This is a genomic window from Rhodanobacter lindaniclasticus (genome assembly GCF_004799035.1).
GTDB lineage: Bacteria > Pseudomonadota > Gammaproteobacteria > Xanthomonadales > Rhodanobacteraceae > Rhodanobacter > Rhodanobacter lindaniclasticus.
On record NZ_MWIO01000069.1, the window covers coordinates 1 to 25,382 of the forward strand.

Below are 25,382 nucleotides of genomic sequence, written 5' to 3' on the forward strand. Positions count from 1 at the left end.
TTCGACGGTTCAACATGATAGCCCCCAGGCCGCCGAGGCCCATAGCGCGGGACATAGCCACTGCGGCCTTCACGTCGTGGATCACCCCCACCGGAATCAACGGCGCCAGGCGCATCCCGGCTGCGACTTGCTGATGCTTGTGTTCGATGGGACTGGTCACGTGGAACTCCGCTCGTCTCGCCCTGCGCAAACGACGCAGGGCGAGACGAGCGGAGTTCCACGTGACCAGTCCCATCGAACACAAGCAGCAGCAAGTCGAGGCCGTGATGCGCCTGGCGCCGGTGATTCCGGTGGTGGTGATCCACGACGTGAAGGCCGCGCTGCCGATGGCCCGCGCGCTGGTCGCCGGCGGCATTCCGGCGATCGAGGTGACCCTGCGCACGCCCGCGGCACTGGACGCGATCCGCGCGATCGCGGCCGAAGTCGAAGGTGCCGTGGTCGGGGTCGGCACGGTGCTCGGCGCGTCGGACCTGCGCGCCGCGCAAGACGCCGGCGCGCGCTTTGCGGTGTCGCCCGGCATCTCGCCGCGCCTGCTCGACGCGGCCGACGACAGCGCGCTGCCGCTGCTGCCCGGCGCGGCCACCGCCAGCGAGGCGATGAGCCTGCTCGAACGCGGCTACCGGCACCTCAAGTTCTTCCCGGCCGTGCCCGCCGGCGGCCACAAGCTGCTCGCCGCCTGGGCCAGCCCGCTGCCGCAGCTGCGCTTCTGCCCCACCGGCGGCATCAGCCTCGCCAGCGCCGCGGATTTCCTGGCCTTGCCGAACGTGCTGTGCGTGGGCGGCTCCTGGCTCACCCCCGCCGACAAGCTGTCGGCAGGCGACTGGGCCGGCATCGAGCTGCTGGCGCGCGAGGCGAACGAGTTGCGGGAACTGCGCTGACGCGTCACGCCGTGCTCAGCGCGGCAGCACCGGCAGGTATTGCCGGCGTTCGCCGAAACGCGGCGCCTTGAGGTCCACGCGGGCGCACAGCCGTCCGTCGCACAGATTCACGTCGGCATCGTTGTATGCCTTCAGCAGTTGCGCGGACAGCCGGTTCTGCTCGATCGCCTTGCGGTAGTGCAGCGACAGCCAGGCGCCGCCGGCGAGCAGCAGGGCCAGGCACAATGCCACCGCGCCGAAGGTCTTCCACAGCAGGTGCCGGTGCAGTTGCTCCAGGCGCCTGATCCGCTCGGCCAGCGCGCGGGTGCTGCTCGACACCTCCTCGCCCGATGCCTGCAGGTGCTGACGGTACTGCTGCACGGCCTGCCCCAACCCTTCACGCGTCTCGCGGGTTACCCGCGCCGGCAGTGCCTGCATGGAGGCATCGGCGGCCTGCTCCACGACGCGGGGCAGTTGCGCGGTCAGCGCCTGCATGTCCTGCATCAGCCCCTGCAGGCGCCCGCCAAGGTGGTCGCATCGTCGCTCGAACTGCTCCATCAACTGCGCGGCCTGGCTGACCAGGGTCATGCATTCGGTCTCGTTCACGGCTTGGCTTCCCTGTATGCCGACGCGCGCTTCAGCGCATCATAGCCGGCGCGGCGGCTTGCGGCTCCGTCTGCTGCGGTGCCAGCGCCTGCCACGCAACGGCCTGCTGCTGGCGATCCACGGCAAGCATGGCCTCGGCGTGCAGCGCCTGTCCTGCCGGCAGGTCCGCCAGCGCCCTCGTGCCCCGGCGAAAGGCATCCCAGTGGCCGGATCGCGCAGCCTCCAGCATCCCTTGCAGGAAGGTGCCCGGGTCCCGTTCGACCGTCGCCGGCATGCGCGCGGAGGTCGCGGGGCGCTGCAGCGTGTGGAGCAAGGCCATGCCCGCGTGTTCCTGCTGACGGATGTCGGCATCCAGACTGGGCAACACCGTGTCTTTCATGCTGTGCCGGTTGACCGCTTCGGCCACGGCGGCCTCGCCATGCTGCGCGACGTGGCTGCTCTGCCGCACGGTTCCAGCCGGATGGGTCAGCAGCTCGCCGGCGGCGACCGCGCCGGCGCCAGCGACGGCACCGACGGCGGCGCCGGTTTCGGGAGCATGTTCGGTGGCGCGGCGCACCGATGCGCCGTAGGCGCGGTAACCCTCGCCGATGCGTGCGCCATCTTGCCGAGCCTCACGTTCCAGCGTCTGGCCGGCGACGCTCCAGGCATGCCGGACGCGCTCCGCGCCCGCATCGGCGAACCGGCGTATGGCGTGGGCGTCGCGCTGCGCCTCGCGCCACTCGCGGACGGCCTGCGCCTGGTAGTGTCCGGCACGGACGGCGGCGAGGCGCGCCTCGTTGTCGGCGAGCTGGCGCAAACCCTGCAAGCCGGGCACATGGCTGCCCGCGCGTAGGGCGGCGCCATCCAGGTCCGCGCCGAGTTGCACCAGCGTGCCCAACCCCTGCTCGACCGACGCGCGGACCTCGCCGTGCATCACGCGCAAGTCGGCGACCGCGGCGGCACCGTAATGCATGGCGCCCGCCACCAGCCGGCCGTGACCCTGCACGCCCTCGTTCAGCACGTAGCCGAAAACCTGCATGCCGCGCTGCACCTGGTCGCCGGTGCGCTGCGCGCTGTGCTCGATGCCGCGACCGCCGGCAGCGATGGCATCGCCAACGTGCTTGCCGCCCGCGCCGCCGGCAAGCGCGCCGGACACCACGTTCATCAGCGGACCGGCATCAGCGCCGAGCTCGCCGAGCGACGGTTGTGCCGGGCGATCCACCAGCTGGCCCCGCGCATCACGCATCTTCGCCGGCAGTTCGATCGGGTAGGCGCCGGCGGCCAGTGGCACCCCGGCCAGGATCTTCGCGCCGGAATGGGAGCCGAGATAAGCGACCAGCTCCATCGCGTCGTCCTGCATCTTGCGGTCGTACGGCAACGCCTGCGCTAGCCGCGCGCGCAGCAGGTCCTGCATGCCGTCCAGCTGTCCCAATTCGCCCAGCTGCCGCGCGGCCAGTCCCAACTGCGCCCGTGTCACCGCGTCCATGTCGTGGACGCCACTCTGGGCGTCGTGGAGCATTTCGCCGTGGACGTAGTAGCTGTGGATGATCTGGTCCGTGCCCAGGACCGGAAGATGGTGCTGCTGCGCGTAGCGCTGGACAGTGTTGGGATGCAGGCCGGCGCCGTTGTAGATGTAGGCCGTCATGCCGGTCAGTTCGGCGCCGGCACTGGCGCTCGCGGCGCCTTTGGAGTGGCCTGCGCATTCGAAGATCCCGTGGAAATCACGTTGAAAGTCCGAGATTAATGTCATCGCCCGGTCAGCGTGGTCGCTCTCCAACCCGACACCCTGACGGCCGTTCTCGATCCAGTCTTCCAATGCGGACTCGCGCAAGATGATGCCGCCCTTGCCGTCCGGCACCGCCACCAGCCCATTGGAGCCCTTGATCACTATTACCGGCTTGACGTCCGGCCCATAGACCCGGGGATCAGGCAGGTAGATCTCCGCGCGGAAATCCGAATGCAACGGCTGAAGATAGTCCTGGATCTGCTGCGCGCTCCAGTTCACGCCCAGGTATTGTTTCAGCAGCTCGGGATGCTCGCTGACGCGGATCCAACCCAGGCCTGGCGAAGCCGGTTCATGCGCTGCGGAAAGGTAGACGTCGTCGGCCAGCTCACCCACGTCACGGGTGTGGTATCGCCCTTCCAGGACTTCGGCCTGTTTCATCAACTCGGGACTGCCGGTGGCGCGCCATTGCGCCAGCAGCGCCTGCCGCTGCCGCACCTGCTCGATCTTCTCCTGCAGCGTATGCGGGGACTGCTCGGGCAATACCGGGTCACCGGGCATGGTCGGCATGATCGTTCTCCCTGATTCCATGATGAGCCGCACAGATCCGTCTGACTGCACGAGGTTCGCACTATGGACATGGTCCGCGGGTGCGTCAATCGGGTAAGCTTTTCGGCAACTCACCAAGGTATGCCACATGCGAATTCAGGGACGTTTCGCTCGGTTGCTGTTGCTGGTCTTGTTCGGTGGTCTCGGCCTGGTGGCTTGCTCGATCCCGCCGCCGCCGGCCAGGCAACCGTTCCGCGCCACCGATCATTTCCAGGGCAAGGCGCTGGAACTGGCCCAGGCAGTGGATCGCAAGGATGGCGCCGCCATCCGCCACCTGATCAAGGACGAGGGCGTCAACCCGGACACGATCTTCGACCAGGCCAACATGCCGATGGTCGCCTGGCCGATCATCAACCAGAACTTCGATGGCCTGCGCCTGCTGCTGGACAACGGCGCCAACCCCAATGCGCGCAAGATGATGCCGCTGCGCGAGCGCGGCAAGGCGGGCGAGGACAATGCCCTGGTCTTCGCCGCCGGCCTGCCCGATCAGCGCTATCTCAAACTGCTGCTCGACCGTGGCGGCGATCCGAACACGATGAGCTCCAACGACGAGCAACTCACCTACGTCGCCACGCTGCATCACGTCTGGCCCAACGTGCAGCTGCTGATCGAGCGCGGTGCCAATATCAACCAGCCGCTTTACACCACCGACGGCTACAACACCGTGCTCAACTGGCACACCAAATACGCCGATTTCGAGCAGGCCTACTGGTTGCTACAACACGGCGCCGACCCGACCCGCAAGATCAAGGCTGACCCCGGCACGCCCAATTACGGCCGCATGCCGATGGTCGAGGACATCTACTACGCGCCGGTGCGGCCCGACGGCGTGGCATGGCAGCGCAAGTGCCAGCACTGGCTGCGCGACCATGGCATCCAGCGCACGCCCGAAATGGGCGTCTGGGGCGACTACCGCAAGAAGCTTGGCGTGGCGAGCGATCCGAAGGACATCCCGCTGCTGTAATCCCAAGGAAGCGATACGACATGGAACGTTGGCATCGACATCTGCGCGCGGCGGCTGTGGCCTGGCTGCTCATCCTCGGCGGCCTGGTGGCCTGCTCGATCCCGCCGCCGCCGGCCAGGCAACCGTTTCGCGCCACGGATTACTTCCAGGGCAAGGCGCTGGAACTGGCCCAGGCAGTGGATCGCAAGGATGCCACCGCCGTCCGCCACCTGATCAAGGACGAGGGCGTCAATCCGGACACGATCTTCGACCAGGCCAACATGCCGATGGTCGCCTGGCCGATCATCAACCAGAACTTCGACGGCCTGCGCCTGCTGCTGGACAACGGCGCCAACCCCAATGCGCGCAAGGTCGAACCGCTGCGCAAGTATGGCAAGCAGCGCAACAACGCCATGGTCTTCGCTGCAGGCCTGCCCGACCAGCGCTATCTCAAGCTGCTGCTTGATCGTGGCGGCGATCCGAACACGATGAGCTCCAACAACGAGCAGCTCACCTACGTCGCCACGCTGCATCACGTCTGGCCCAACGTGCAGCTGTTGATCGAGCGCGGCGCCAACATCAACCAGCCGCTGTACAGCCTCGACGACTACGACGCTCCGTTGAGCTGGTACACGCAGTACGGCGACTTCGAGCAGGCCTATTGGTTGCTGCAACATGGCGCCGATCCCACCCGGCAGATGAGAGCCGATCCCGGCACGCCCAACTACGGCCGCATGCCGATGGTCGAGGACATCTACTACGCGGACGTCATCAAGCCTGACGTCATCGAATGGCAGCGCAAGTGTCAGCACTGGTTGCGCGATCACGGCATCCCACGCACGAACGAGATGGGTCGCTGGGCGCGATATCGGCAGGGGCTTGGCCATCCATACAAGCCCGAAGACATCCCGCTGCTGTAACCCCAGGGAAGCGACACGACATGGAACGTTGGCATCGACATCTGCGTGCGGCAACCCTGATGGGATGGCTGGCTCTCGGCAGCCTCGTCCTGGTGGCCTGCTCGATCCCGCCGCCGCCGGCCAGGCAACCGTTCCGCGCCACCGATCATTTCCAGGGCAAGGCGCTGGAACTGGCCCAGGCAGTGGATCGCAAGGATGCCGCCGCCATCCGCCACCTGATCAAGGACGAGGGCGTCAACCCGGACACGATCTTCGACCAGGCCAACATGCCGATGGTCGCCTGGCCGATCATCAACCAGAACTTCGACGGCCTGCGCCTGCTGCTGGACAACGGCGCCAACCCCAATGCGCGCAAGGTCGAACCGCTGCGCAAGTATGGCAAGCAGCGCAACAACGCCATGGTCTTCGCTGCAGGCCTGCCCGACCAGCGCTACCTCAAGCTGCTGCTTGATCGCGGCGGCGATCCGAACACGATGAGCTCCAACAACGAGCAGCTCACCTACGTCGCCACGCTGCATCACGTCTGGCCCAACGTGCAGTTGCTGATCGAACGCGGCGCCAACATCAATCAGCCGCTTTACACCACCGACGGCTACAACACCGTGCTCAACTGGTACACGCAATACGCCGATTTCGAGCAGGCCTACTGGTTGCTGCAACACGGCGCCGACCCGACCCGCAAGATCAAGGCCGACCCCGGCACGTTCAACTATGGCCGCATGCCGATGGTGGAAGACATCTACTACGCGCCGGTGCGGCCCGACGGCATCGAGTGGCAGCGTCGTTGCCAGCACTGGCTGCGCGACCACGGCATCCAGCGCACGCCCGAGATGGGCGTCTGGGGCGACTACCGCAAGAAGCTTGGCGTGGCGAGCGATCCAAAGGACATCCCGCTGCTCTGATCCGCTCGAACCGGCACGCATCGGAACCAGGCCGGCCGACGCGGTCGCGCAAGCCTTCGCGTTGGCGGGGCTCCGCGTGACGGTCAGCGTTGCAGCAAGGCCTTCGCCCGTTGCACCACGTTCTCGACGGTGAAGCCGTATTCGCGCAGCAGCACCTCGGCCGGGGCGGAGGCGCCGAAGCGGTCGATGCCCAGCATGTCACCGTGGGCGCCGGTGTAGCGCTGCCAGCCCTGGGCCACACCCAGTTCCACCGCAAGGCGGGCGGTGACGTCGGGCGGCAGCACCTCGTCGCGGTAGGCCTGCGACTGCGCCTCGAACAGCTCCCAGCTCGGCATCGACACGCAGCGCACGGCGATGCCGCGGCTCTCGAGCTGCTCGGCGGCCTGCACGATCAGGCTGACCTCCGAACCCGTGGCAATCAGGATCAGCGCCGGCTTCTGGCCGTCCGTTGCATCGCGCAGCACGTAAGCGCCCTGGCGCAGGCCGTCGGCGCTGGCGCAGCGGCTGCGGTCGAGCGTGGGCAGTTTCTGCCGCGACAGCGCGAACAGCACCGGCTTGCCGGTGGTGGCCAGCGCCACCTTCCACGCCACCGCGGTCTCGTTGGCATCGGCGGGGCGGACCAGCACGAGGTTGGGTATCGCGCGCAGGCTGGCCAGTTGCTCGATCGGCTGGTGGGTGGGGCCGTCTTCGCCCAGCGCGATGCTGTCGTGGGTGAACACGTGGATCGCGTGCACGCCCATCAGCGCGGCCAGCCGGATCGCCGGGCGCATGTAGTCGGAGAAGATCAGGAAGGTCGAGCCGTACGGGATGAAGCCGCCGTGCACGGCCAGGCCGTTGACGATCGCGCCCATCGCATGCTCGCGTACGCCGAAGTGCAGGTTGCGGCCGGCGTTGCTCCAGCCGGCGCTGTCCGAACCCTGCGTGTCGAGGCCCTTGGTGGCCGCGGGATTGAAGTCGCCGAAGCCCTTCAAGTTGGTGAAGGTGGAGGAGTCGAGGTCGGCCGAGCCGCCGAACAATGCCGGCAGATGCGGCGCGATCGCGTTCATCACCTTGCCGCCGGCCTCGCGGGTGGCCAGGCCCTTGGGGTCGGCGTTGAAACTCGGGATATCGGCATCCCAGTTTTCCGGCAGTTCGCCGCGCAGGCGCCCGCGCAATTCTGCGGCCAGCTCGGGAAAGGCCCTGGCATAGCCGTCCAGACGGCTGTTCCATTCGGACTGCGCCTGCGCGCCGCGCCGCCCGGCTTCGTGGAAATGCCTGAGCGCGGGCTCCGGCACCAGGAAGTCCGGCTCCGTCGGCCAGCCCAGTTTTTCCTTGGTCGCCTTGACGTCCTCCACGCCCAGCGGCGAACCGTGCGCCTTGTAGCTGTCCTGCTTGGGCGAGCCGTAGCCGATGTGGGTGCGCACCAGGATCAGGGTGGGCCGCGCGGTCTCCGCCACGGCATCGTTCAAGGCCCGGTCAATCGCGGCGACGTCGTTGCCGTCATCCACCTTGATCGTCTGCCAGCCGTACGCCTCGAAGCGCCTGGCGCGATCCTCGGAGAAGGTGATGTCGGTGCCGGCGGCCAGGGTGACGTAGTTGTCGTCGTACAGGCATACCAGCTTGCCGAGCTTGAGATGGCCGGCCAGCGAGGCGGCCTCGGAGGCCACGCCTTCCATCAGGTCGCCGTCGCTGACGATGGCCCAGGTGCGGTGGTCGATCACGGTGTGGCCGTCGCGGTTGTAGGTGGCCGCCAGCTGCGCCTCGCCGATCGCCATGCCCACCGCATTGGCCAGGCCCTGGCCGAGCGGCCCGGTGGTGACCTCCACGCCCGGCGTGTGGCCGTACTCGGGATGGCCCGGCGCCTTGCTGCCCCACTGGCGGAACTGCTTGATGTCATCCAGCGACAGGTCGTAACCGGTCACGTGCAGCAGGCTGTAGAGCAGGGCCGAGCCGTGGCCGGCGGAGAGCACGAAGCGGTCGCGGTCCGGCCAGTGCGGATCGGCCGGATGGAACTTCAGGTGCCTGGTCCACAGCACGTAGGCCATCGGCGCGGCGTCCAGCGGCAGGCCGGGGTGGCCGCTGTCGGCCTTCTGCACCATGTCCACCGACAGGAAGCGAAGCGTGTCGATGCATTGCTGGTCGAGGTCGTGGGACATGATGCTTTCTCCGATGGATGCGTTCGTAGGGCGGGCACCGCCCGCCACCGGGTCGACGGCAGCCAAGAGCCGGCGGGCAGTGCCCGCCCTACGCGATGGCGGTGTCGACGATTTTCTGGGCCTCGTCGAGCAGGGCCTGCAGGTGTTGCTCGTCCCTGAAGCTTTCAGCGTAGATCTTGTAGATCGCCTCGGTGCCCGACGGGCGCGCGGCGAACCAGCCGCTGGCGGCGACCGCCTTGATGCCGCCGATGGCCGCGCCGTTGCCGGGCGCCTTGTCCAGCACCTGCTCGATCTTTTCGCCGGCCAATCGATCGGTGTGCAACTGGTCGGGCGAGAGCTTGGCCAGCTTCGCCTTCTGCGCCGGGGTGGCAGCGGCTTCGACGCGGTTGCTGAAGGGTCGGCCGAGTTCGTCGGTGAGCTGGCGGTACAGCTCGCCCGGGTCGCGGCCCTCGCGCGCGGTGATCTCGGCGGCAAGCAGCGACGGCACCAGGCCATCCTTGTCGGTGGCCCACACCGAACCGTCGCGGCGCAGCAGCGAGGCACCGGCGCTTTCTTCGCAGCCGAAGCCGAGCGAACTGTCGAACAGGCCCGGGGCGAACCACTTGAAGCCGACCGGCACCTCGTACAACTTGCGCCCCAGTCGCTTCACCACGCGGTCGATCAGCGCGGTACTGACCACGGTCTTGCCCACCGCGGCGTCCGCGCTCCACTGCGGGCGGTGGCGGAACAGGTAATCGACCAGCACCGACAGGTAGTGGTTCGGTTCCATCAACCCGCCGGAGCGGGTGACCACGCCGTGGCGGTCGTGGTCGGTGTCGCAGGCAAAGGCCACGTCGTACTGGTCCTTCAGGCCGATCAGCCGCTGCATCGCGTACTTCGAGGAGGGATCCATGCGGATCTTGCCGTCCCAGTCCACGCTCATGAAGGCGAACTGCGGATCGACCGTTGCGCTGACCACGGTGAGGTCGAGCTTGTAGCGCTCGGCGATCGGCGCCCAGTAATGCACGCCGGCGCCGCCCAGCGGATCCACGCCCATGTGCACGCCGGCGCTGCGGATGACGTCGAAGTCGACGATGTTGGCGAGGTCGGTCACGTAGCGGTCGAGGTAGTCGTGCTCGCGCGTGCCGGCCGCCTTGCGCGCCTGCGCGAATGGCATGCGCCTGACCTCTTTCAGGCCGCCCTCGATCAGCGCATTGGCGCGGTTCTCCACCCACTTGGTGATGTCGGTGTCGGCCGGGCCGCCGTTGGTCGGGTTGTACTTGAAGCCGCCGTTGTCCGGCGGGTTGTGCGAAGGCGTGACCACGATGCCGTCGGCCAGGCCGCTGCTGCGCCCGCGGTTGTGCACGAGGATCGCGTGCGAGATCGCCGGCGTGGGGGTGAACTCGCCGCCGCGGGAAACCATCGTGGTGACGCCATGCGCGGCCAGCACTTCCAGCGCGCTCTCGAAGGCCGGCTGCGACAGCGCATGGGTGTCGCAGCCGAGGAACAGCGGGCCGTCGATGCCCTTCGACTGGCGGTACTCGCAGATCGCCTGGGTGATCGCCAGGATGTGCCACTCGTTGAAGCTGCCCTGCAGCGAACTGCCGCGATGGCCGGAGGTGCCGAACGCCACGCGCTGCGCGGTCACCGACGGATCGGGCCGGGTGTCGGCATAGGCGGCGAGCAGCTTCGGCACGTCGACCAGGATGGATTTCGGCGCCGGCTTGCCGGCGAGCGGGCTGATGTTCTGGCTCATGGGGTCTCGGGAATCTTGCGATGGGAATGCGAATGCCCGTAGGAGCGCACTTGTGCGCGATGCCTTTCGTGACGGGACGGAGAGCATCGCGCACAAGTGCGCTCCTGCGGAGATAAAGCGTCAGGTGTGGCCGTCGCGCAGCTGGCGATAGCGGCGGATCAGGGTGTTGGTGGAGCTGTCGTGGGCGAGCTTCGGCTCGTCGGCGGCGGTCAGCTCGGCGATGGTGGTCTTGGCCAGTTGCTTGCCCAGTTCCACGCCCCACTGGTCGAACGAGTCGATGTTCCAGATCACGCCCTGCACGAACACGCTGTGCTCGTACAGCGCGATCAGGCTGCCCAGCACGCGCGGGGTCAGGCGCCGGGCGAGGATGGTGCTGCTGGGCCGGTTGCCGGGGAAGGTGCGATGCGGCGCCAGCGCCGCGTCGGTGCCGGCGGCGCGCACTTCCTCGGTGGTCTTGCCGAACGCCAGCGCCTCGCCCTGGGCGATCAGGTTCGCCATCAGCAGGTCGTGCTGCTCGCCCAGCGGGTTCAGCGTCTGCGCGAAGCCGATGAAATCGCACGGCACCAGGCGCGTGCCCTGGTGGATCAGCTGATAGAACGAGTGCTGCCCGTTGGTACCCGGCTCGCCCCAGTAGATCGGCCCGGTGGCGTAGTCCACCGCGGTGCCGTCCAGCGTGACGCGCTTGCCGTTGCTCTCCATGGTGAGCTGCTGCAGGTAGGCCGGGAAGCGCTTGAGGTACTGCTCGTAGGGCAGCACGGCGACCGTGGCGGCATCCAGGAAGTTGTTGTTCCAGATCGCCAGCAGGCCCATCAGCACGGGCAGGTTGCGTTCGTACGGCGCGTGGCGGAAGTGCTCGTCCATGGCGTGGAAGCCGGCCAGCATCTCGCGGAAATGGTCCGGCCCGACCGCCAGCATGGTGGACAGGCCGATCGCCGAATCCATCGAGTAGCGCCCGCCGACCCAGTCCCAGAAACCGAACATCTGCGCGGTGTCGATGCCGAACTTCTCCACTTCGGCGGCATTGGTGGACACCGCCACGAAGTGCTTCGCCACCGCCTGCTCGTTGCCCAGCGCGGCGATGCACCACTGCCGCGCCGCGTGCGCGTTGGTCAGCGTCTCCAGCGTGGTGAAGGTCTTGGAGCAGACGATGAACAGCGTCTCGGCCGCGTCCAGGTCGCGCGTGGCCTCGACGAAATCGGTGCCGTCGACATTGGAGACGAAGCGGAACGTCATGTCGCGCCGGCTGTAGTCGCGCAGCGCCTCGTACGCCATCACCGGGCCGAGGTCCGAGCCGCCGATGCCGATGCTGATCACGTTGCGGATCGGCTTGCCGCTGTGCCCGCGCCACTCGCCGCTGCGCACGCGTTCGGCGAAGGCGGCCATGCGGTCGAGCACCGCGTGCACCTCGGCGACCACGTCATGGCCGTCCACCTCGATGCGTTCGCCGCGTGGCGCGCGCAGCGCCACGTGCAGCACGGCGCGGTCCTCGGTGCGGTTGATCCGCTCGCCGCGGAACATCGCCGCGGTGCGCTCCGGCAGGTGGCAGGCCAGCGCCAGCTCGCGCAGCAGGCGCAAGGTGTCGGCGTCGACGCGCTGCTTGGAATAGTCCAGGTAAAGCTCGACGTCCGCCAGCGCGAACGTCTCGCCGCGGCGCGGGTCGTCGGCGAACAACTGGCGCAGGTGTTTGCGGCCGATGACGGCGGCGTGTTGCTGCAGTGCCTGCCAGGCCGGCAGCGTGGTCGGCAGGGGCTGGTTCATGACATTGCCGGTCCCTGGCCCTTGTCGCCCAGTGCCGCAGCCTTGTCGGCGATGCGCTGCAGCAGCTGCTTCCACGATTTGACGAAGGCCTCGGCGCCGTCGCGCTGCAGCTTGCCCGCCAGCGCGTCGACATCCACCCCGGCCTGGCCGATCTTCTGCACCACCGCATCGGCATCGCCGCCGTCCAGCGGCATCACGCCGTCGAGCTGACCGTGCTCGGCGAACGCGTGCAGGGTTTTCTCCGGCATCGTGTTGATCGTGTTGGGCGCCGCCAGCGTGCTGACGTACAGCGTGTCGGAGGCGTTCGGGTCCTTGGTGCCGGTGCTGGCCCACAGCAGGCGCTGCGGCTGGGCGCCGGCAGCGGCCAGCTTCATCCAGCGCGGCGAGGCCAGCAGCTGGCGGTAGGCTCGATAGGCCTGCCGTGCCACCGCGACGCCGAGCTGGTTGTGCATCGCCTCGGGCAGCTGCTCGTTGGCGGCCACGTCCCAGCGACTGACGAACAGCGAGGCCACCGAGCGCACGTGCGGGTCCAGCCCCGCCTCGATGCGCCGCTCGATGCCGCGCAGGTAGGCCTCTGCCGAGGCTTCGTACTGTGCGCAGGAAAACAGCAGGGTCACGTTGATCGGAATGCCGAGGAAGATCGACTCCTCGATCGCGCCGACGCCCTCGGGCGTGCCGGGGATCTTCACGAACAGGTTGTCGCGCTTGCCGGCGGCGTGGATCTGCCGCGCCGCGGCGATCGAGCCGGCGGTGTCGGCAGCCAGCAGCGGCGAGACTTCCATCGACACCCAGCCGTCCACGCCATCGGTGCGCCGGTACACCGGCGCGAACAGGTCGGCGGCGCGGCGCAGGTCTTCCAGCGCCAGCTCGACGAACAGCTTCTCGCCGGCGAGCCCGGCCAGGGTCTTGGCGTGGATGCCGGCGTCGTAGGCGTCGCCGTCGCCGATCGCCTTGTCGAAGATGCTCGGGTTGGAGGTCAGCCCGGTGATCGAATCCTCGTTGATGTAGCGCGCCAGGGTGCCGTCGTCGAGCAGGGTGCGGGTGATGTTGTCCAGCCACAGGCTCTGGCCGAGGTCGTGCAGTTGTCGGGTCGCTTTCATGCTTGCTCCAGGAATTCCGGTTCGATGACGGTGGTTCGTCCTGCCGCGTCGCCTTCAAGGCGGACGCTTCACCCGGCCGCGAGCGGGATCGTCGGCGCGCTGGGCAGGAAGTCTTCAAGCTTACGCCCGCGCAACTCGTCGATGCACGCGATGGTCTGGTCCGGCGGCGGCTCGATGCGCTCGTGTTCACCGGCGGCGGCGTAGTGGCCCTGGCGCACGAACACGGTGGTGAGGCGCTGCCCCAATTGCCGCTTCATGTCGGCCAGCAGCTGCGGCTTGTCATCGACCATCACGTAATGGGCGGCCGGATAGCGCTGCTGCATGGCCACCAGCATGCGCTGCTTGTGGATGTAGACCAGCACCTCGCCGCGCACCGCCGCCCACAGGCCGGCGCGCTGGATCTTGCGCGGCTGGAACACCACGTCGCCGTCGGAGAGGATCGCCGTGGGCGCCAGCGTGCGCAGATGCGCGATGGTCTCCAGCGCGTGCGGGTAGAGCCGCTGCTCGAACGGATACTCCAGCAGGTACTTCGACATCTGCAGCAGCGCCGGCTCGTTGTCCAGGCCACTGCGAAAACGCTGCAGCGCTTCGAGGTAGTCGGCATAGCCGCATTCGTCGCGGCGCTGCCGGGAGAGCGACCAGTAGCGATCGCGCTGGTCGTTGCCGAAGGCGGCGGCCAGGGTGTCGCCGAGATCGGCGCCGAAGCGGTCGTTGTCGAGCAGGGTGTTGTCCACGTCGAGCAGGAACACCAGCGCCGCGGCCTCGCTCATGACGTGCGCTCCGCGTGTTCGTCGAGCACCGGGTTGTGCCAGCCGCCGTCGGCGGCGATCAGCGCTTCGGCCTGCTTCGGGCCCCAGCTGCCGGGACGGTACGGGATCGCCGGGTGGTGGTTCGTCAGCACCGGATCGACCACCTGCCACGCCGCCTCGACCGCGTCCTCGCGCGTGAACAGCGCGCCGTCGCCGGCCATCGCGTCGCCGAGCAGGCGCTCGTAGGGCAGCTCCTCGCCGGTCTGCTCGTCCATCAGGAACAGCTCGCGCTGGTCGCCGACGAAATCCTTGCCGACGCGCTTGACGCGCGCCGCCAGTGCCACCGCGGTGGTGGGCGACACGCGCAGGCGCAGGTAGTTGGCGCAGCCCGGGCGGGTCACCGCATCGTCGAACAGCTGCTGCGGCGGCGGCTTGAGCATCACCATGATCTCGGCCACCGTCTCGGGCAGGCATTTGCCCGAACGCAGGTACCAGGGCACGCCGCCCCAACGCCAGGAGTCGATGAACAGCCGCAGCGCGCAATACGTTTCCACGTCCGAGCCCTTGGCCACGCCCGGCTCCTTGCGATAGCCGCGGTACTGGCCGCGCACCAGGTCGTCGGGCTCGAGCGGGCGCATCGCCTGGAACACCTTGGCCTTCTCCGCGTGCACCGCCCCGAAGCCCTGGTACGCCGGCGGCTCCATCGCCAGCAGCGCCACGATCTGCATCAGGTGGTTCTGGATCACGTCGCGCAGGCAGCCGGCGCCGTCATAGAACGCGCCGCGCCCCTTCACCCCGAACTGCTCGGCCAGGGTGATCTCCACGCTGGCGATGTGGTTGCGGTTCCAGATCGGTTCGAGGAAGGAGTTGGCGAAGCGGAAGTACAGGATGTTCATGATCGCTTCCTTGCCCAGGAAGTGATCGATGCGGAAGATCGCGTCGTCGGGGAACACCGAGCGCAGCGTGCGGTTGAGCGCGCGCGCGGAAGCGAGATCGTGGCCGAACGGCTTCTCCACCACCACCCGCGCGTCGTCCGCGCAGCCGGCCTGCTGCAGCCCCTTGACCACCGTGCCGAACAGGCTGGGCGGGATCGCCAGGTAGTGCAGCGGCCGCTTCGCCTTGCCCAGCGCCTGTTTCAGCCGGGCGAACGTCGCGGGGTCGGCGTAGTCGCCGTCGACGTACTGCAGCCGCGCCGCAAGCTTGTCGAACACCGCCTTGTCGAACTTCTCGCCGCGCTCCTTCGCCGCCTGCCGCACGCTGTCGAGCGCACGCTGGCGCAGCTGCTTCACCGTCCAGCCGGACAGCGCCACGCCGATCACCGGCACCTCCAGGTCGCCGTCGCGCGTCATCGCCAGCAGCGCCGGGAAGACCTTCTTGTAGGCCAGGTCGCCGGTGGCGCCGAAGAAAACCAATGCATCCGAGCGGGATGTCGCCATCGCGGGAGTGTCTCCGGTGAGAGTCGAGGTCGGCGGTCAGACGGCAGCGGTGGAACGCGTGCCGGGTGGGAGCCGCATCGCAGGAAGTCTGCCCGCGCACGGGTGAAGCTCGTGCAAAAGGCACGTCGCGATCAGCGCCGGCCGCGCCAGGGTATCGGCAGCGTGCGCGTGCACGGCGCTCAGGGCAAACGCTCGTCGTCGCGTCGCCCCAGCTGCCGTCGCCGCTTGGTCCACCAGCGCAGCAGGCCGTAGGACAGGCGCACCTTTTCCTGCCCCACCGGCAGATCGGCGCGGGCGAAGATCCACGACGACTTGCTGAAGGCGATCTGCTGCGCCGGGTACACGCTGCGATGACCGATGATCAGGTACGCCGCGACGCAGGCGCCGGCCACGTACAGCGTCGAGTCCGCGCCGAACAATTCCACGCCCATCAGGATCGCCGCGATCGGCGCATTGGAGGCCGAGGCCACCACCGCCACCAGTCCCACCGCCGCGCCCAGCGCGGGCGCCAGCCCCAGCGCCGGGGCGAACGCACTGCCCAGCACGGCGCCGATCACGAACTGCGGCGTCACGATGCCACCGTAGAAACCCGAGCCCAGGGTGATCGCCACCAGCAGCGCCTTCCACAGGAAACCCAGGGTCGGCATCGACTGGTTGTCCAGCGCGCGTTCCATCAGCGGCAGGCTCAGCCCGAGGTAATCGCTCGGCAGCACCAGGATCAGCAGCGCCAGCACCACCGCGCCGAGCACCGGCAACAGCGGCGGCCACAGCGCGTGGCGCTCGCGCAGGGTGACGAACGCGCGGCGGATGGTCTGCACCAGTTCGACGAACACCCACGCCGCCGCGCCGCACAGGATGCCGATCAGCACCGTCTTCAAGAACAGCAGCTCGGTGAAATCGCCGACGAAAGCGATGTGGTAGGCCGGATACGGCACGCCGAGCGTCTTGCTGACCTCGAATGCGGTGACGCCGGCGACGATGCCGGGAAACAGGAAGTCGTGGCGGATGCGACCGATCGCCAGCATCTCCACGCCGTAGATGGCCCCGGCGATCGGGGTGCCGAATACGCTGGCGAAACCGGCGCTGACGCCGCAGGCCAGCAGCCGCTTGCGCAGTTCCGGATTCAGATGCAGCACCCGGCCGATGCCCGCGGCGAGGCTGGCGCCGAGGTGCGAGCACGGCCCTTCCTTGCCGGCCGAACCGCCGCAGCCGAGCGTGATCAGCGCCGCCACCGGCTTGATCCACAGCGTGCGGAACGGCATCTTGCCGCGCTGCTCGTTGACCGCCACGATCGGCGAATCGTCGAACGTGCTGCGGCGCAAGCGATAGCCGTAATGCAGCAGCAAGCCGTTGGCCAGGCCGCCAGCCAGCAGCAGGCCGGCCTGCGCCCACCACGAGATCGCATAGGTGTGCCCGGCGGTGGCGAACAGCGCGCGCAGGAACAGGCTGCAGCCCACCCCGATCACCGCGCCGGTGACGATCGACAGCACCAGCCACTGCAGCACCGTCGCCAGCATCACGAGCGGTTCGGCGAGGCGGAGGCGAGGCATCGGGTGGTACCGGACAGGCAGGGGGACCGCCCATTGTAGCCCGCCGCGGCACGGTGCCCCGTGCCCACCGCCCGCCGCTCCGGCGGGCGGTGACGTTCAATGCCTCAGTGCGCGCGCTCGCGCATCGGCTTCACGTACGTGTCGAACAACTCGTCGATGCGGCGGTATTCGTCGTACCAGGAATCGGCATGGACGAAGCCGTGGCGCTCCATCGGGTACAGCGACATCCAGAAGTTCTTCTTGTGCAGCTCGATGAAGCGCTGGTACAGCCGGATCGTGTCGCTGGCCATCACGTTGTTGTCGATCAGGCCGTGCTGCATCAGCAGCGGGTCGCGCAAGTTGGCGGCGTACTCGATCGGCGAGCTGGTCTTGTACGCCTCGGGGTCGAGCTGCGGGTCGTTGAGGATGTTGGAGGTGTACTCGTGGTTGTAGCTGGTCCAGTCGGTGACCGGACGCTGCGCCGCGCCCGCGGCGAACTCGCCCGGCGCACGCAGCAGCGCCATCTCGGTCATGAAGCCGCCGTAGCTGCCGCCGTAGAGGCCCACGCGCTGCGGATCGACACCGTGGTGCTTGACCAGCCACGCCTTGCCGTCGAGCAGGTCCTCCAGCTCGGGGTGGCCCATGTTGCGGTAGATCGCGGTGCGCCAGTCGCGGCCGTAGCCGGCCGAGCCGCGGTAGTCCATGTCCAGCACCACGTAGCCCTGCTGCACCAGCAGGTTGTTGAACATCTGCTCGCGGAAATACGGCGTGGCCTGCAGCGTCACGTCCTGCAGATAGCCCGCGCCATGGATGAAGATCACCGCCGGGCGCGACGCCGGCGCGGCGGCCTCGTCGGCGGGGCCGTAGTACTTGGCATGGACCACCCCGGCGCCGTGCGAGGAGGGCACCTCGACGATCTTCGGCGCGATCCACGGGTGCGCCATGTAGGCGCTCTTCATGGTGTGGGTGAGTTCCTTCGCGGTGCCGCCGGCGGCGTCCACCACCGCGAGCTGGTCGAACAGGTAGGGCGAGGCGTGCAGCACGGCCAGTTGCCTGCCGTCCGGCGACAGCTCGAAACCGTCGACGCCCTGGTACTGCGTCAGCCGGCTCAGCTCGCCGCCGGCGGAAGGCACGCGGTAGACGTCGTAGCTGTACGGCGCGACCTTGTTGGCCAGCACGTAGAACCAGTGGCCGTCCTCGCTCAGCTGCGGCGCGCTGACCTCGAACTTGCCGGCGCCGGTGAGCGCTCGCGCCTTGCCGTCGAGCGGTTTGGCGTACAGCCGCGAATAGCCGCTCTGCTCGCTCAGGTACCACAGCGTGCGGCCGTCCTTGAGCCAGCCGAAATCGTTGAAGCTCCAGTTGATCCACGCCGGGTCGGTCAGCCGCTGCTGACTGACCAGCGCGTGCTGTGCGAAATCGACGCTGGCGATCCAGCGATCCTTGTTGTCGATCGCGCGCAGTTGCACGGCCAGGTTCGCGCCGTCATCGCTCCACACCAGGCCGCGGAAATTCACCGTGACCGGCCGCACCTCGGGCGCCTTCAGCGCCTTGGCCTGGTCGGCCTTGCCGGCCTGCTCCAGCGCGGCCACGGTCTGCTTGCGCAGCGCGGCCAGCGGGTCGGTCTTGATGCCGGGCAGCGCATCGGTCTCCAGCGGATACGTCTTGTGCTCGGCCAGGTCCAGCAGCAGCAGCGACTGCGGCGCCGGGTCGGCGCGGCCGACGTAGCTGCGCGCGTCTTCCGCCTCGGTGTAGCCGCTGTCGGTGACGTAGTGGTTGACCACCGGCGCCTTGCCGTCCTTGTACTGCCTGGCCTCGGTCACCAGCAGCAGCCAGCGGCCGTTCGGCGACAGTGTGCTGTTGACCGCCTTGATCTTGTCGCCCAGCCAGAACGGCCGCGGTGCCCGCCCGGCATCGGCCGCCTCCAGCGCCTGGGTGTGCTCGCGCAGCGCTTCCTTGTCGGCCTTGATCGCGCGCAGCGTCTTGAACAGGTCGAGCTGCAGCTGGCCGAGGTCGTCGGGCTGTTTGGCCTGCGGGTCGTCGGCAAACTTCAGCTCGGCCACCGGCGCGCTGACGCCGTTGGCCAGGTCGTAGCTGTACCAGTCGTTGCCGGCGCGGTACTGCAGGGCGCGGCCATCGGCGGAAAACTGCGGCGCGGATTCGCGCTGCGTGGTCAGGGTGACCTGGCGGCGCTGGCCGCTGGCCAGGTCGACCAGGAAGATGTCGTCGTGCAGGACAAAGGCGGCATGCCGGTGCGTGCGATCGAACACCGCCGGGCCGTCGGCCCGGGCCATCGCCGCCGGATCGAGCTTCACGCTGCTGCCGCTGGCCGGGTCGACGCGGTACAGGTCGCGCACCGAACTGCCGTCGCGCTTCAACTCGTAATAGATGCTGCGGCCGTCCACGCTCCAGTACGGACTCTCCACCGGCTGCCCCATCCAGTCGGCGTCGGCCATGATGGTTTCCAGATCCAGCGCGGTGGACGTACCGGCCGTCGGCGTGGCCGCGGCGGCAGGAAGCGCCAGCAACGCGGCGAGGGCGGCGAACAACAGACGAGGCATGGTGCTTCCCCAGACAAAAAAAATCAGCATAACCGAGCGTGGCGGCCGGTTGCCGTCGTCTGTGCCGAAAGTCAGGGGCCGCTCGCGCCGTGACGCGCGGGATTGGCGCTAACCTTGGACGTCGACCTCACGCCTGTCCCCGGAGTACGCCATGCGACGTCGTCTTGCGCTGGTCCTTGCCGCCACGGCGGCGTGCTGCAGCCACGCCGCCGCACCACCCGCGTCACCGACGCACGCGGCAGAGAGCGTGCTGCATGGCGTGCCGGTGCCTGACCCGTATCGCTGGCTGGAGAACCCCGCCGACCCGGCCGTGCAGCAGTGGATCGCCGCGCAGAACGCCTATACCGAGGCCACGCTGGCCGCGATGCCCGAAGGCAAGGCGCTCACCGCGCGCGTGCAGCAACTGGCGATCACCTCGACCACGCGGTCCGGCCCGATGCTGGCCGGCGGCACGCTGTTCTACCTGCAGCAGACGCCGCCACAGGCGCAGCCGGTGCTGGTGGCGCAGGCCTGGCCGGACGGCGCGGCGAAGACCCTGGTCGATCCGAACGCCGACCACGGCGGCACCGCGATCACCGGTTACTGGCCCTCGCCGCGCGGGCGCTACCTCGCCTACGGCACCGCCGAGGGCGGCAGCGAACTGACCACGCTCCACGTGCTCGACGTGGCCAGCGGCAAGACTCTCTCCGATACCCTGCCCTGCGCCGGCGGCGGCACCACCCCGCAGGGCGTGGCCTGGGACGCGGACGAAACCGGCTTCAGCTACGTGCGCTTCGCGCCGCCGGCCGCGGGCCGGGAGGTGGTGCAGTTCAACGCGACCCTGGTGCATCACGCGCTGGGTCGGGCCTTTGGTGCGGACACCGTGGTGTTCGGCAAGGGCTACTCGAAGACCGCCGAGTACGTGCTGGTCAATTCGCCCGCCACCGCGCAGGCCGCGGTGCTCGCCTACGACGGCGACGGCGGCCCGGCCGAGGTGTTCGTGCGCCGCGGCGCCGCGTTCAAGCGCGTGCTCGATCGTGGCGCGAACGCGCGCACCGCTGCGTGGGTGAACGGACGGCTGTATGTGGCCTCGTTCGACAACGCGCCGCGCGGCAAGATCGTTGCCGTCGCCGGCGACGGCACGATCGTGCCGGTGCTGGCCCAGCGCGACGGCGCGATCCAGCAGATCGCCCCGCTCGGCGACGGCTTCCTGGTGGTGCGCAGCCGGGGCCCGGACTGGTGGATCGAGCAATACGACGAGCGCGCGAACTTCGTGCGCCGCGTGCCGCTGCCGGCGCAGGGCATCGGCATCGGCGACATCGCCTCCGAATCGGGCCGGCCCGACGCCCTGATCAGCTACAGCGGCTGGACCACGCCCACCCGCTGGATGGCCTACGACGGCACCAGCGGCACGCTGAAAACGGTGTTCGCGGTGCAGCCGGCCGCCGACTATTCGACGGTGGTCGTGCAACGCGTCGAGGGAACCTCGAAGGACGGCACGAAGATCCCGGTCACCGTGCTGTCGATGCCCGGCGTCACGCCCGATGGCGCGCGTCCGACCATCCTCTACAGCTACGGCGGCTTCGACATCCCGATCAAGCCCGGCTTCATCGGCGCCAACCTGGCCTGGCTCGAGCGCGGCGGCGTGCTCGCCTACGCCAACATCCGCGGCGGCAACGAGAACGGCCAGGCCTGGCACGCGCAAGGCCAGAAGCTGCACAAGCAGAACGTGTTCGACGACTTCCACGCCGCCGCGCTGGCCTTGTTCGACACGCGCTGGACCGACCGCAAGCACCTGGGCATCCTCGGCGGCAGCAACGGCGGCCTGCTGATGGGCACGCAGATCGTGCAGCACCCGGCCGACTACCGCGCCGTGGTCGCGCGCGTGGGCATCTACGACATGCTGCGCCACGAGACCGAATTCGCCAACGGCCCGTACAACATCCCCGAGTACGGCAGCATCGCCGACCCGGCGCAGTTCAAGGCCACCCTGGCGTACTCGCCGCTGCAGAACGTCAAGGCGCGCACCGCCTACCCGGCCGTGCTGATGACCACCGGCGAGAACGACCCGCGCGTGGCGCCGTGGCAGTCGCGCAAGTTCACCGCCGCGCTGCAGAACGCCAGCTCATCGCAGCAGCCGATCCTGCTGCTGACCCGCATGCACGCCGGCCACGGCATCGGCGCCCCGTTCAGCCAGCGCGTCGGCGACACCGCGATCGGGCTGACCTTCTTCGCGCACGAGTTGGGGTTGCCGGTGCGCTGACTCCCCCAGCCGCCGCGGAACCTGCGGAAGCACAAGGTTCGCGGTTCCTTGCAGACGAGCCATGGATCCGGACTGGCCGGCCGACCGCCCTTGCCGCATCATGGTGGCTGGCCGGGCGAGGGCCGGCTGCCATGGAAAGGGAGAATCTTCATGAAGCACGTCATGTTTCTGGTCGTCGGCCTGCTGCTGGCTTCCTCACTGCCGACGCAAGCCGCCCAAGTGCGCGCGCGCACCTACGTGGTGGGCGCCGACGTGGATGCCAGCGGCCATGTCACGGGCACACAGGTCGATGCCGACGTGCCGGCGAATATTGCCGGCGTGCTTGCCGGCGCGGTGAAACAGTGGGCGTTCGTGCCGGCAACGCGCGATGGCAAACCGGTTCGGGCGCATACCTTCATCCGCGCGAAATTGCAGGTCGCGCCGGACGCCAGCGGGCACTCCACCGTGCGCATCTATTTCATGGGGAACGGACCCAAGTTCGACGAGACCAACGTTCCGCCCCGCTATCCCCTGGATGCTGCCCGGGCGCACCAGCAGGCCTTCGTCATGCTCGACGCTACCGTGCAGCCGGATGGCAGCCTGACCGACATGACCGTACACAGCCGGTCCAGGCGTTGGCCGCTGCCACGCGCGTTCACCACATCGGTACTGCAAGCCGCGAGGCAATGGCATGCCACCCCGGAGCGCGTCGACGGGCAAGCGGTGGCGACGCACATGCGCATCCCGATGAACTTCACGCTCTCCGACCAGCCGCTCAGCGCAGCCCAGGCGGATGCCATGCGTGAGGCCTTGCGCGAGGAAATGTCGACCGCCAAGGCCAAGGGCGGCCATTTCGGTGATCTCTTCCAATCCGACCAGCCGGTGGCGCTGGACAGCCCGCTGCAACCACGCGCCCTCGCCGCCAACACGCACTGATTCCTTCGAATACCCCCATGACCCTGCCCACCGTCGAGCACGAAACCGCCGCCAATCCCACCCACAGCATCATCTGGCTGCACGGCCTGGGCGCCGACGGCCACGACTTCGCGCCGATCGTGCCGGAGCTGGTGGACCCGGCGTGGCCGGCGCTGCGTTTCGTGTTTCCGCATGCGCCGGTGCGGCCGGTGACGATCAACAACGGCATGTCGATGCGGGCGTGGTACGACGTCGCGGGTTTCGATGCACGCGCACCACAGGATGAGGCCGGCATACGTGCGTCGATCGCCGCGGTGGAGGCGCTGATCGCGCGCGAGCACGAGCGCGGCGTGCCCGCCGGGCGGATCGTGCTGGCGGGCTTTTCGCAGGGCGGCGCGATCGCGCTGGCCGCGGGCCTGTGCCATGCGCAGACACTGGCCGGCATCGTGGCGCTGTCCACCTACCTGCCGATCGCCGAGGTGGTGGCGCGTGAGCGCAGCCCGGCCAATGCGGCGACACCGATCTTCCAGGCACACGGCAGCGCCGATCCGGTGGTGGCCATGCAGCGCGGCATCGACTCGCGCGATCGCTTGCAGGCGCTGGGTCATGTGGTGGACTGGCACAGCTACCCGATGGCCCACGCGGTCTGCGCCGAGGAAATCGCCGACCTGCACCGCTGGCTGGGCGCACGCCTGGCCGCTTGATCCGGCATGGACGGCGGGCGGTGCCCGCCCTACGCGGCAGCGTGCCGTAGGGCGGGCACTGCCCGCCGCTCTTGCCAGCACCCATGGCCCCGCCCGCGCATGCGGCATACTTGCCGCATGCCCGAATCCACGCCCGCCAGCGACGCCCGCGGCCGCGCCGAACACAGCCCGCTGCCGGACTTCTGCCAGCTGCCGGCGCTGTTCGCGCTGTTCGTGGTCGGCGCGCTGACGGTGACCGTGATGTGGCTGGCCCGCGACGATCGTCAGGACTGGCCCGCCTACAGCGTCAGCATGTTCTTCGTGACCTGGCTGGCGATGGTCGTGGCGCTGACGTTGTGCAAGCTGCGGCACCTGCTGCAACGTCTGCCCGGGCACATGCCGTACGTCGCGGTGTGGCTGCTGATCGTGCTGATCGTGCTGGTGGCCAGCGCGCTCGCGAGCTGGCTCGACGGCGCGCTGCAGACCGGCCTGATCGGCAGCCCGATGGCGACCTTCGTGCGCGACAACAGCATCATCGCGGCCCTGCTCGGCGCCGCCATGCTGCGCTACTTCTACGTGCTGGCGCAGTGGCAGGCGCGCCTGGCCGCGGTCACGCGCGCGCAGGTCGAAGCCTTGCAGGCACGCATCCGCCCGCACTTCCTGTTCAACAGCATGAATACCGTGGCCGCGCTGATCCGGGTCGATCCCGCCGCGGCCGAGCGCACGGTGGAGGATCTGTCCGAACTGTTCCGCGCCGCGCTGGGCTCGCCCGATCGCGGCGACGGCACGCTGGGCGAGGAGCTCGAACTGATCGAGCGCTACCTCGCCATCGAGCAGCTGCGGCTGGGCCCGCGCCTGCGCATCCGCCGCGAGCTGCACGAACTGCCGGCGGATTTCCCGCTGCCGCGCCTGCTGCTGCAACCACTGGTCGAGAACGCCGTGCGCCACGGCATCCAGCCGCTGCGCGAGGGCGGCGAGGTGGTCCTGCGCGGCACGCGCGACGGTGACGGCATCCGCATCGAGATCAGCAACCCGCTGCCGCGGGCCCCGGCGGCCGCAGGCAACGGCCACGGGCTGCGCAGCGTGCGTCAGCGCGTGGCATTCCGCTATGGCCCGCGCGCGGTGGTCGAGGCCGGCCCCCGCGACGGGCACTACCTCGTGCTGCTGCGCCTGCCGGGAGCACCCGCGTGATGCGCGTGCTGATCGTCGACGACGAACCGCTGGCCCGCGCACGCATGGCCGCGCTGCTGGGCGAATGCAGCGACGTGGAGCTGGTCGGCACGCTCACCGACGGCGAGGCCGCGCTGGCCGCGCTCGACGAACTGCAGCCCGACGTACTGCTGCTGGACATCAACATGCCGGGCATCGACGGCGTTTCCGTAGCGCGGCGACTTGCCGGCAAGGCGCGCCCGCAGGTGATCTTTTGCACCGCGTACGAGGCGCACGCGCTGCAGGCGTTCGAACTGGGCGCGGCGGATTACCTGCTCAAGCCGGTGCGGCTGGAACGCCTGCGCGACGCGCTGCAGCGTGCGCGGCGACGCCTCGACGACAGCCCGCGCGAGCCGACCGCCTTCCTGCACGGCCGCCTGCGCGGCGAGGAAGTGCGCATCGCCTTGCACGACGTGCTGTGCCTGCTTGCCGAGGAGAAGTACGTGGTCGTGCAGCACGTCGGCGGCGAGCTGCTGATCGAGGAATCGCTGCGTCAGCTGGAGGAAGCCTGGCCCGACCAGCTGATCCGCCTGCATCGCAACTGCCTGGTGCCGCGCACGCGCCTGGTCGGGCTGCGCACCTTGACCGACGGTCGTGTGCTGGCACGCCTGGACGGCAGCGAGCACAGCCCCGAGATCAGCCGCCGCAACCTCGCCGCGGTGCGCCGCTGGCTGCGCCTGGGCTGAACCCGCAACGCGGTGTGTCCGCCGGGAACAGGGGAACTGGTCAACTCGATCCCCGGCCACCGGCGACACCGCTGAACGAATGAGGTCTCCGGGCGCGGTTTATACCCTCGACGTCCCCCCGGTTTTGAG

At 68.9% G+C, this 25,382-nt stretch carries 19 protein-coding genes; 9 read left to right on the forward strand and 10 right to left on the reverse strand.

The annotated features are described in order from the left end of the window. The first annotated feature begins 221 nt into the window (after window positions 1-221). On the forward strand, window positions 222-878 hold the full coding sequence (gene eda / locus B1991_RS17020) for a bifunctional 4-hydroxy-2-oxoglutarate aldolase/2-dehydro-3-deoxy-phosphogluconate aldolase (RefSeq protein WP_281280646.1): 657 nt from the start codon (window positions 222-224) through the stop codon (window positions 876-878). Window positions 879-893: 15 nt separating this feature from the next. Here eda and B1991_RS18805 read toward each other — a convergent pair whose 3' ends face one another. Together B1991_RS18805 and B1991_RS17035 are read right to left on the reverse strand one after the other, a co-directional pair. After that, window positions 894-1,463 carry a relaxation protein gene (locus B1991_RS18805; protein ID WP_168709695.1) on the reverse strand — a complete coding sequence of 190 codons (570 nt, stop codon included), beginning with the start codon at window positions 1,461-1,463 and terminating at the stop codon, window positions 894-896. A 31-nt stretch (window positions 1,464-1,494) separates the two neighbouring features. Further along, on the reverse strand, window positions 1,495-3,735 hold the full coding sequence (locus B1991_RS17035; protein ID WP_136259879.1) for a Tle-like phospholipase domain-containing protein: 2,241 nt from the start codon (window positions 3,733-3,735) through the stop codon (window positions 1,495-1,497). Window positions 3,736-3,862: 127 nt separating this feature from the next. On the opposite strand from B1991_RS17035, the gene B1991_RS17040 reads away from it, so the two are divergent. From B1991_RS17040 to B1991_RS17050, 3 genes are read left to right on the forward strand one after another with little or no spacing between them, the layout of a single operon-like run. Further along, complete coding sequence (locus B1991_RS17040) at window positions 3,863-4,738, forward strand: ankyrin repeat domain-containing protein (RefSeq protein WP_136259880.1); 876 nt, start codon at window positions 3,863-3,865, stop codon at window positions 4,736-4,738. Window positions 4,739-4,758: 20 nt separating this feature from the next. After that, entirely contained in the window at window positions 4,759-5,637 is an 879-nt protein-coding gene (locus B1991_RS17045) for an ankyrin repeat domain-containing protein (RefSeq protein WP_246031225.1), read from the forward strand. A 20-nt stretch (window positions 5,638-5,657) separates the two neighbouring features. Continuing rightward, on the forward strand, window positions 5,658-6,539 hold the full coding sequence (locus B1991_RS17050) for an ankyrin repeat domain-containing protein (RefSeq protein WP_136259881.1): 882 nt from the start codon (window positions 5,658-5,660) through the stop codon (window positions 6,537-6,539). An 83-nt stretch (window positions 6,540-6,622) separates the two neighbouring features. On the opposite strand, the gene tkt is transcribed toward B1991_RS17050, so the two are convergent. The 8 genes from tkt to B1991_RS17090 form a co-directional block, all read right to left on the reverse strand. Further along, entirely contained in the window at window positions 6,623-8,674 is a 2,052-nt protein-coding gene (gene tkt / locus B1991_RS17055; protein WP_136259882.1) for a transketolase, read from the reverse strand. Window positions 8,675-8,762: 88 nt separating this feature from the next. After that, window positions 8,763-10,409 (reverse strand): phosphoglucomutase (alpha-D-glucose-1,6-bisphosphate-dependent), encoded by a 1,647-nt coding sequence (gene pgm, locus B1991_RS17060; RefSeq protein WP_136259883.1) that lies wholly within the window; start codon window positions 10,407-10,409, stop codon window positions 8,763-8,765. A gap of 120 nt (window positions 10,410-10,529) precedes the next feature. Beyond that, window positions 10,530-12,167, reverse strand: a complete 1,638-nt coding sequence (gene pgi / locus B1991_RS17065) for a glucose-6-phosphate isomerase (protein WP_136259884.1) — start codon at window positions 12,165-12,167, stop codon at window positions 10,530-10,532. Further along, window positions 12,164-13,267 (reverse strand): transaldolase, encoded by a 1,104-nt coding sequence (gene tal / locus B1991_RS17070; protein WP_136259885.1) that lies wholly within the window; start codon window positions 13,265-13,267, stop codon window positions 12,164-12,166. The genes pgi and tal overlap by 4 nt, the downstream gene beginning before the upstream one ends. 68 nt (window positions 13,268-13,335) lie before the next feature. Next, window positions 13,336-14,037 (reverse strand): HAD family hydrolase, encoded by a 702-nt coding sequence (locus tag B1991_RS17075; RefSeq protein ID WP_136259886.1) that lies wholly within the window; start codon window positions 14,035-14,037, stop codon window positions 13,336-13,338. Then, window positions 14,034-15,452 carry a glucose-6-phosphate dehydrogenase gene (zwf, locus tag B1991_RS17080; protein ID WP_136259887.1) on the reverse strand — a complete coding sequence of 473 codons (1,419 nt, stop codon included), beginning with the start codon at window positions 15,450-15,452 and terminating at the stop codon, window positions 14,034-14,036. The genes B1991_RS17075 and zwf overlap by 4 nt, the downstream gene beginning before the upstream one ends. A 179-nt stretch (window positions 15,453-15,631) precedes the next feature. Continuing rightward, window positions 15,632-17,002, reverse strand: a complete 1,371-nt coding sequence (locus tag B1991_RS17085; protein WP_136259888.1) for a chloride channel protein — start codon at window positions 17,000-17,002, stop codon at window positions 15,632-15,634. Between the two features lie 104 nt (window positions 17,003-17,106). Next, window positions 17,107-19,539 (reverse strand): S9 family peptidase, encoded by a 2,433-nt coding sequence (locus B1991_RS17090; protein WP_136259889.1) that lies wholly within the window; start codon window positions 19,537-19,539, stop codon window positions 17,107-17,109. Window positions 19,540-19,690: 151 nt separating this feature from the next. On the opposite strand from B1991_RS17090, the gene B1991_RS17095 reads away from it, so the two are divergent. From B1991_RS17095 to B1991_RS17115, 5 genes are all read left to right on the forward strand, one after another. Further along, window positions 19,691-21,781, forward strand: a complete 2,091-nt coding sequence (locus B1991_RS17095; RefSeq protein ID WP_136259890.1) for a prolyl oligopeptidase family serine peptidase — start codon at window positions 19,691-19,693, stop codon at window positions 21,779-21,781. A 48-nt stretch (window positions 21,782-21,829) separates the two neighbouring features. Continuing rightward, complete coding sequence (locus tag B1991_RS17100) at window positions 21,830-22,696, forward strand: energy transducer TonB (RefSeq protein ID WP_246031226.1); 867 nt, start codon at window positions 21,830-21,832, stop codon at window positions 22,694-22,696. A gap of 17 nt (window positions 22,697-22,713) precedes the next feature. Then, window positions 22,714-23,379: an alpha/beta hydrolase gene (locus tag B1991_RS17105; protein WP_136259891.1), complete on the forward strand. Its 666-nt coding sequence runs from the start codon at window positions 22,714-22,716 to the stop codon at window positions 23,377-23,379. 117 nt (window positions 23,380-23,496) lie between these two features. Then, entirely contained in the window at window positions 23,497-24,549 is a 1,053-nt protein-coding gene (locus B1991_RS17110; RefSeq protein WP_136259892.1) for a sensor histidine kinase, read from the forward strand. Further along, window positions 24,549-25,253, forward strand: a complete 705-nt coding sequence (locus B1991_RS17115; protein WP_136259895.1) for a LytR/AlgR family response regulator transcription factor — start codon at window positions 24,549-24,551, stop codon at window positions 25,251-25,253. Before B1991_RS17110 ends, B1991_RS17115 begins: the two co-directional genes overlap by 1 nt. Window positions 25,254-25,382: the final 129 nt, after the last annotated feature.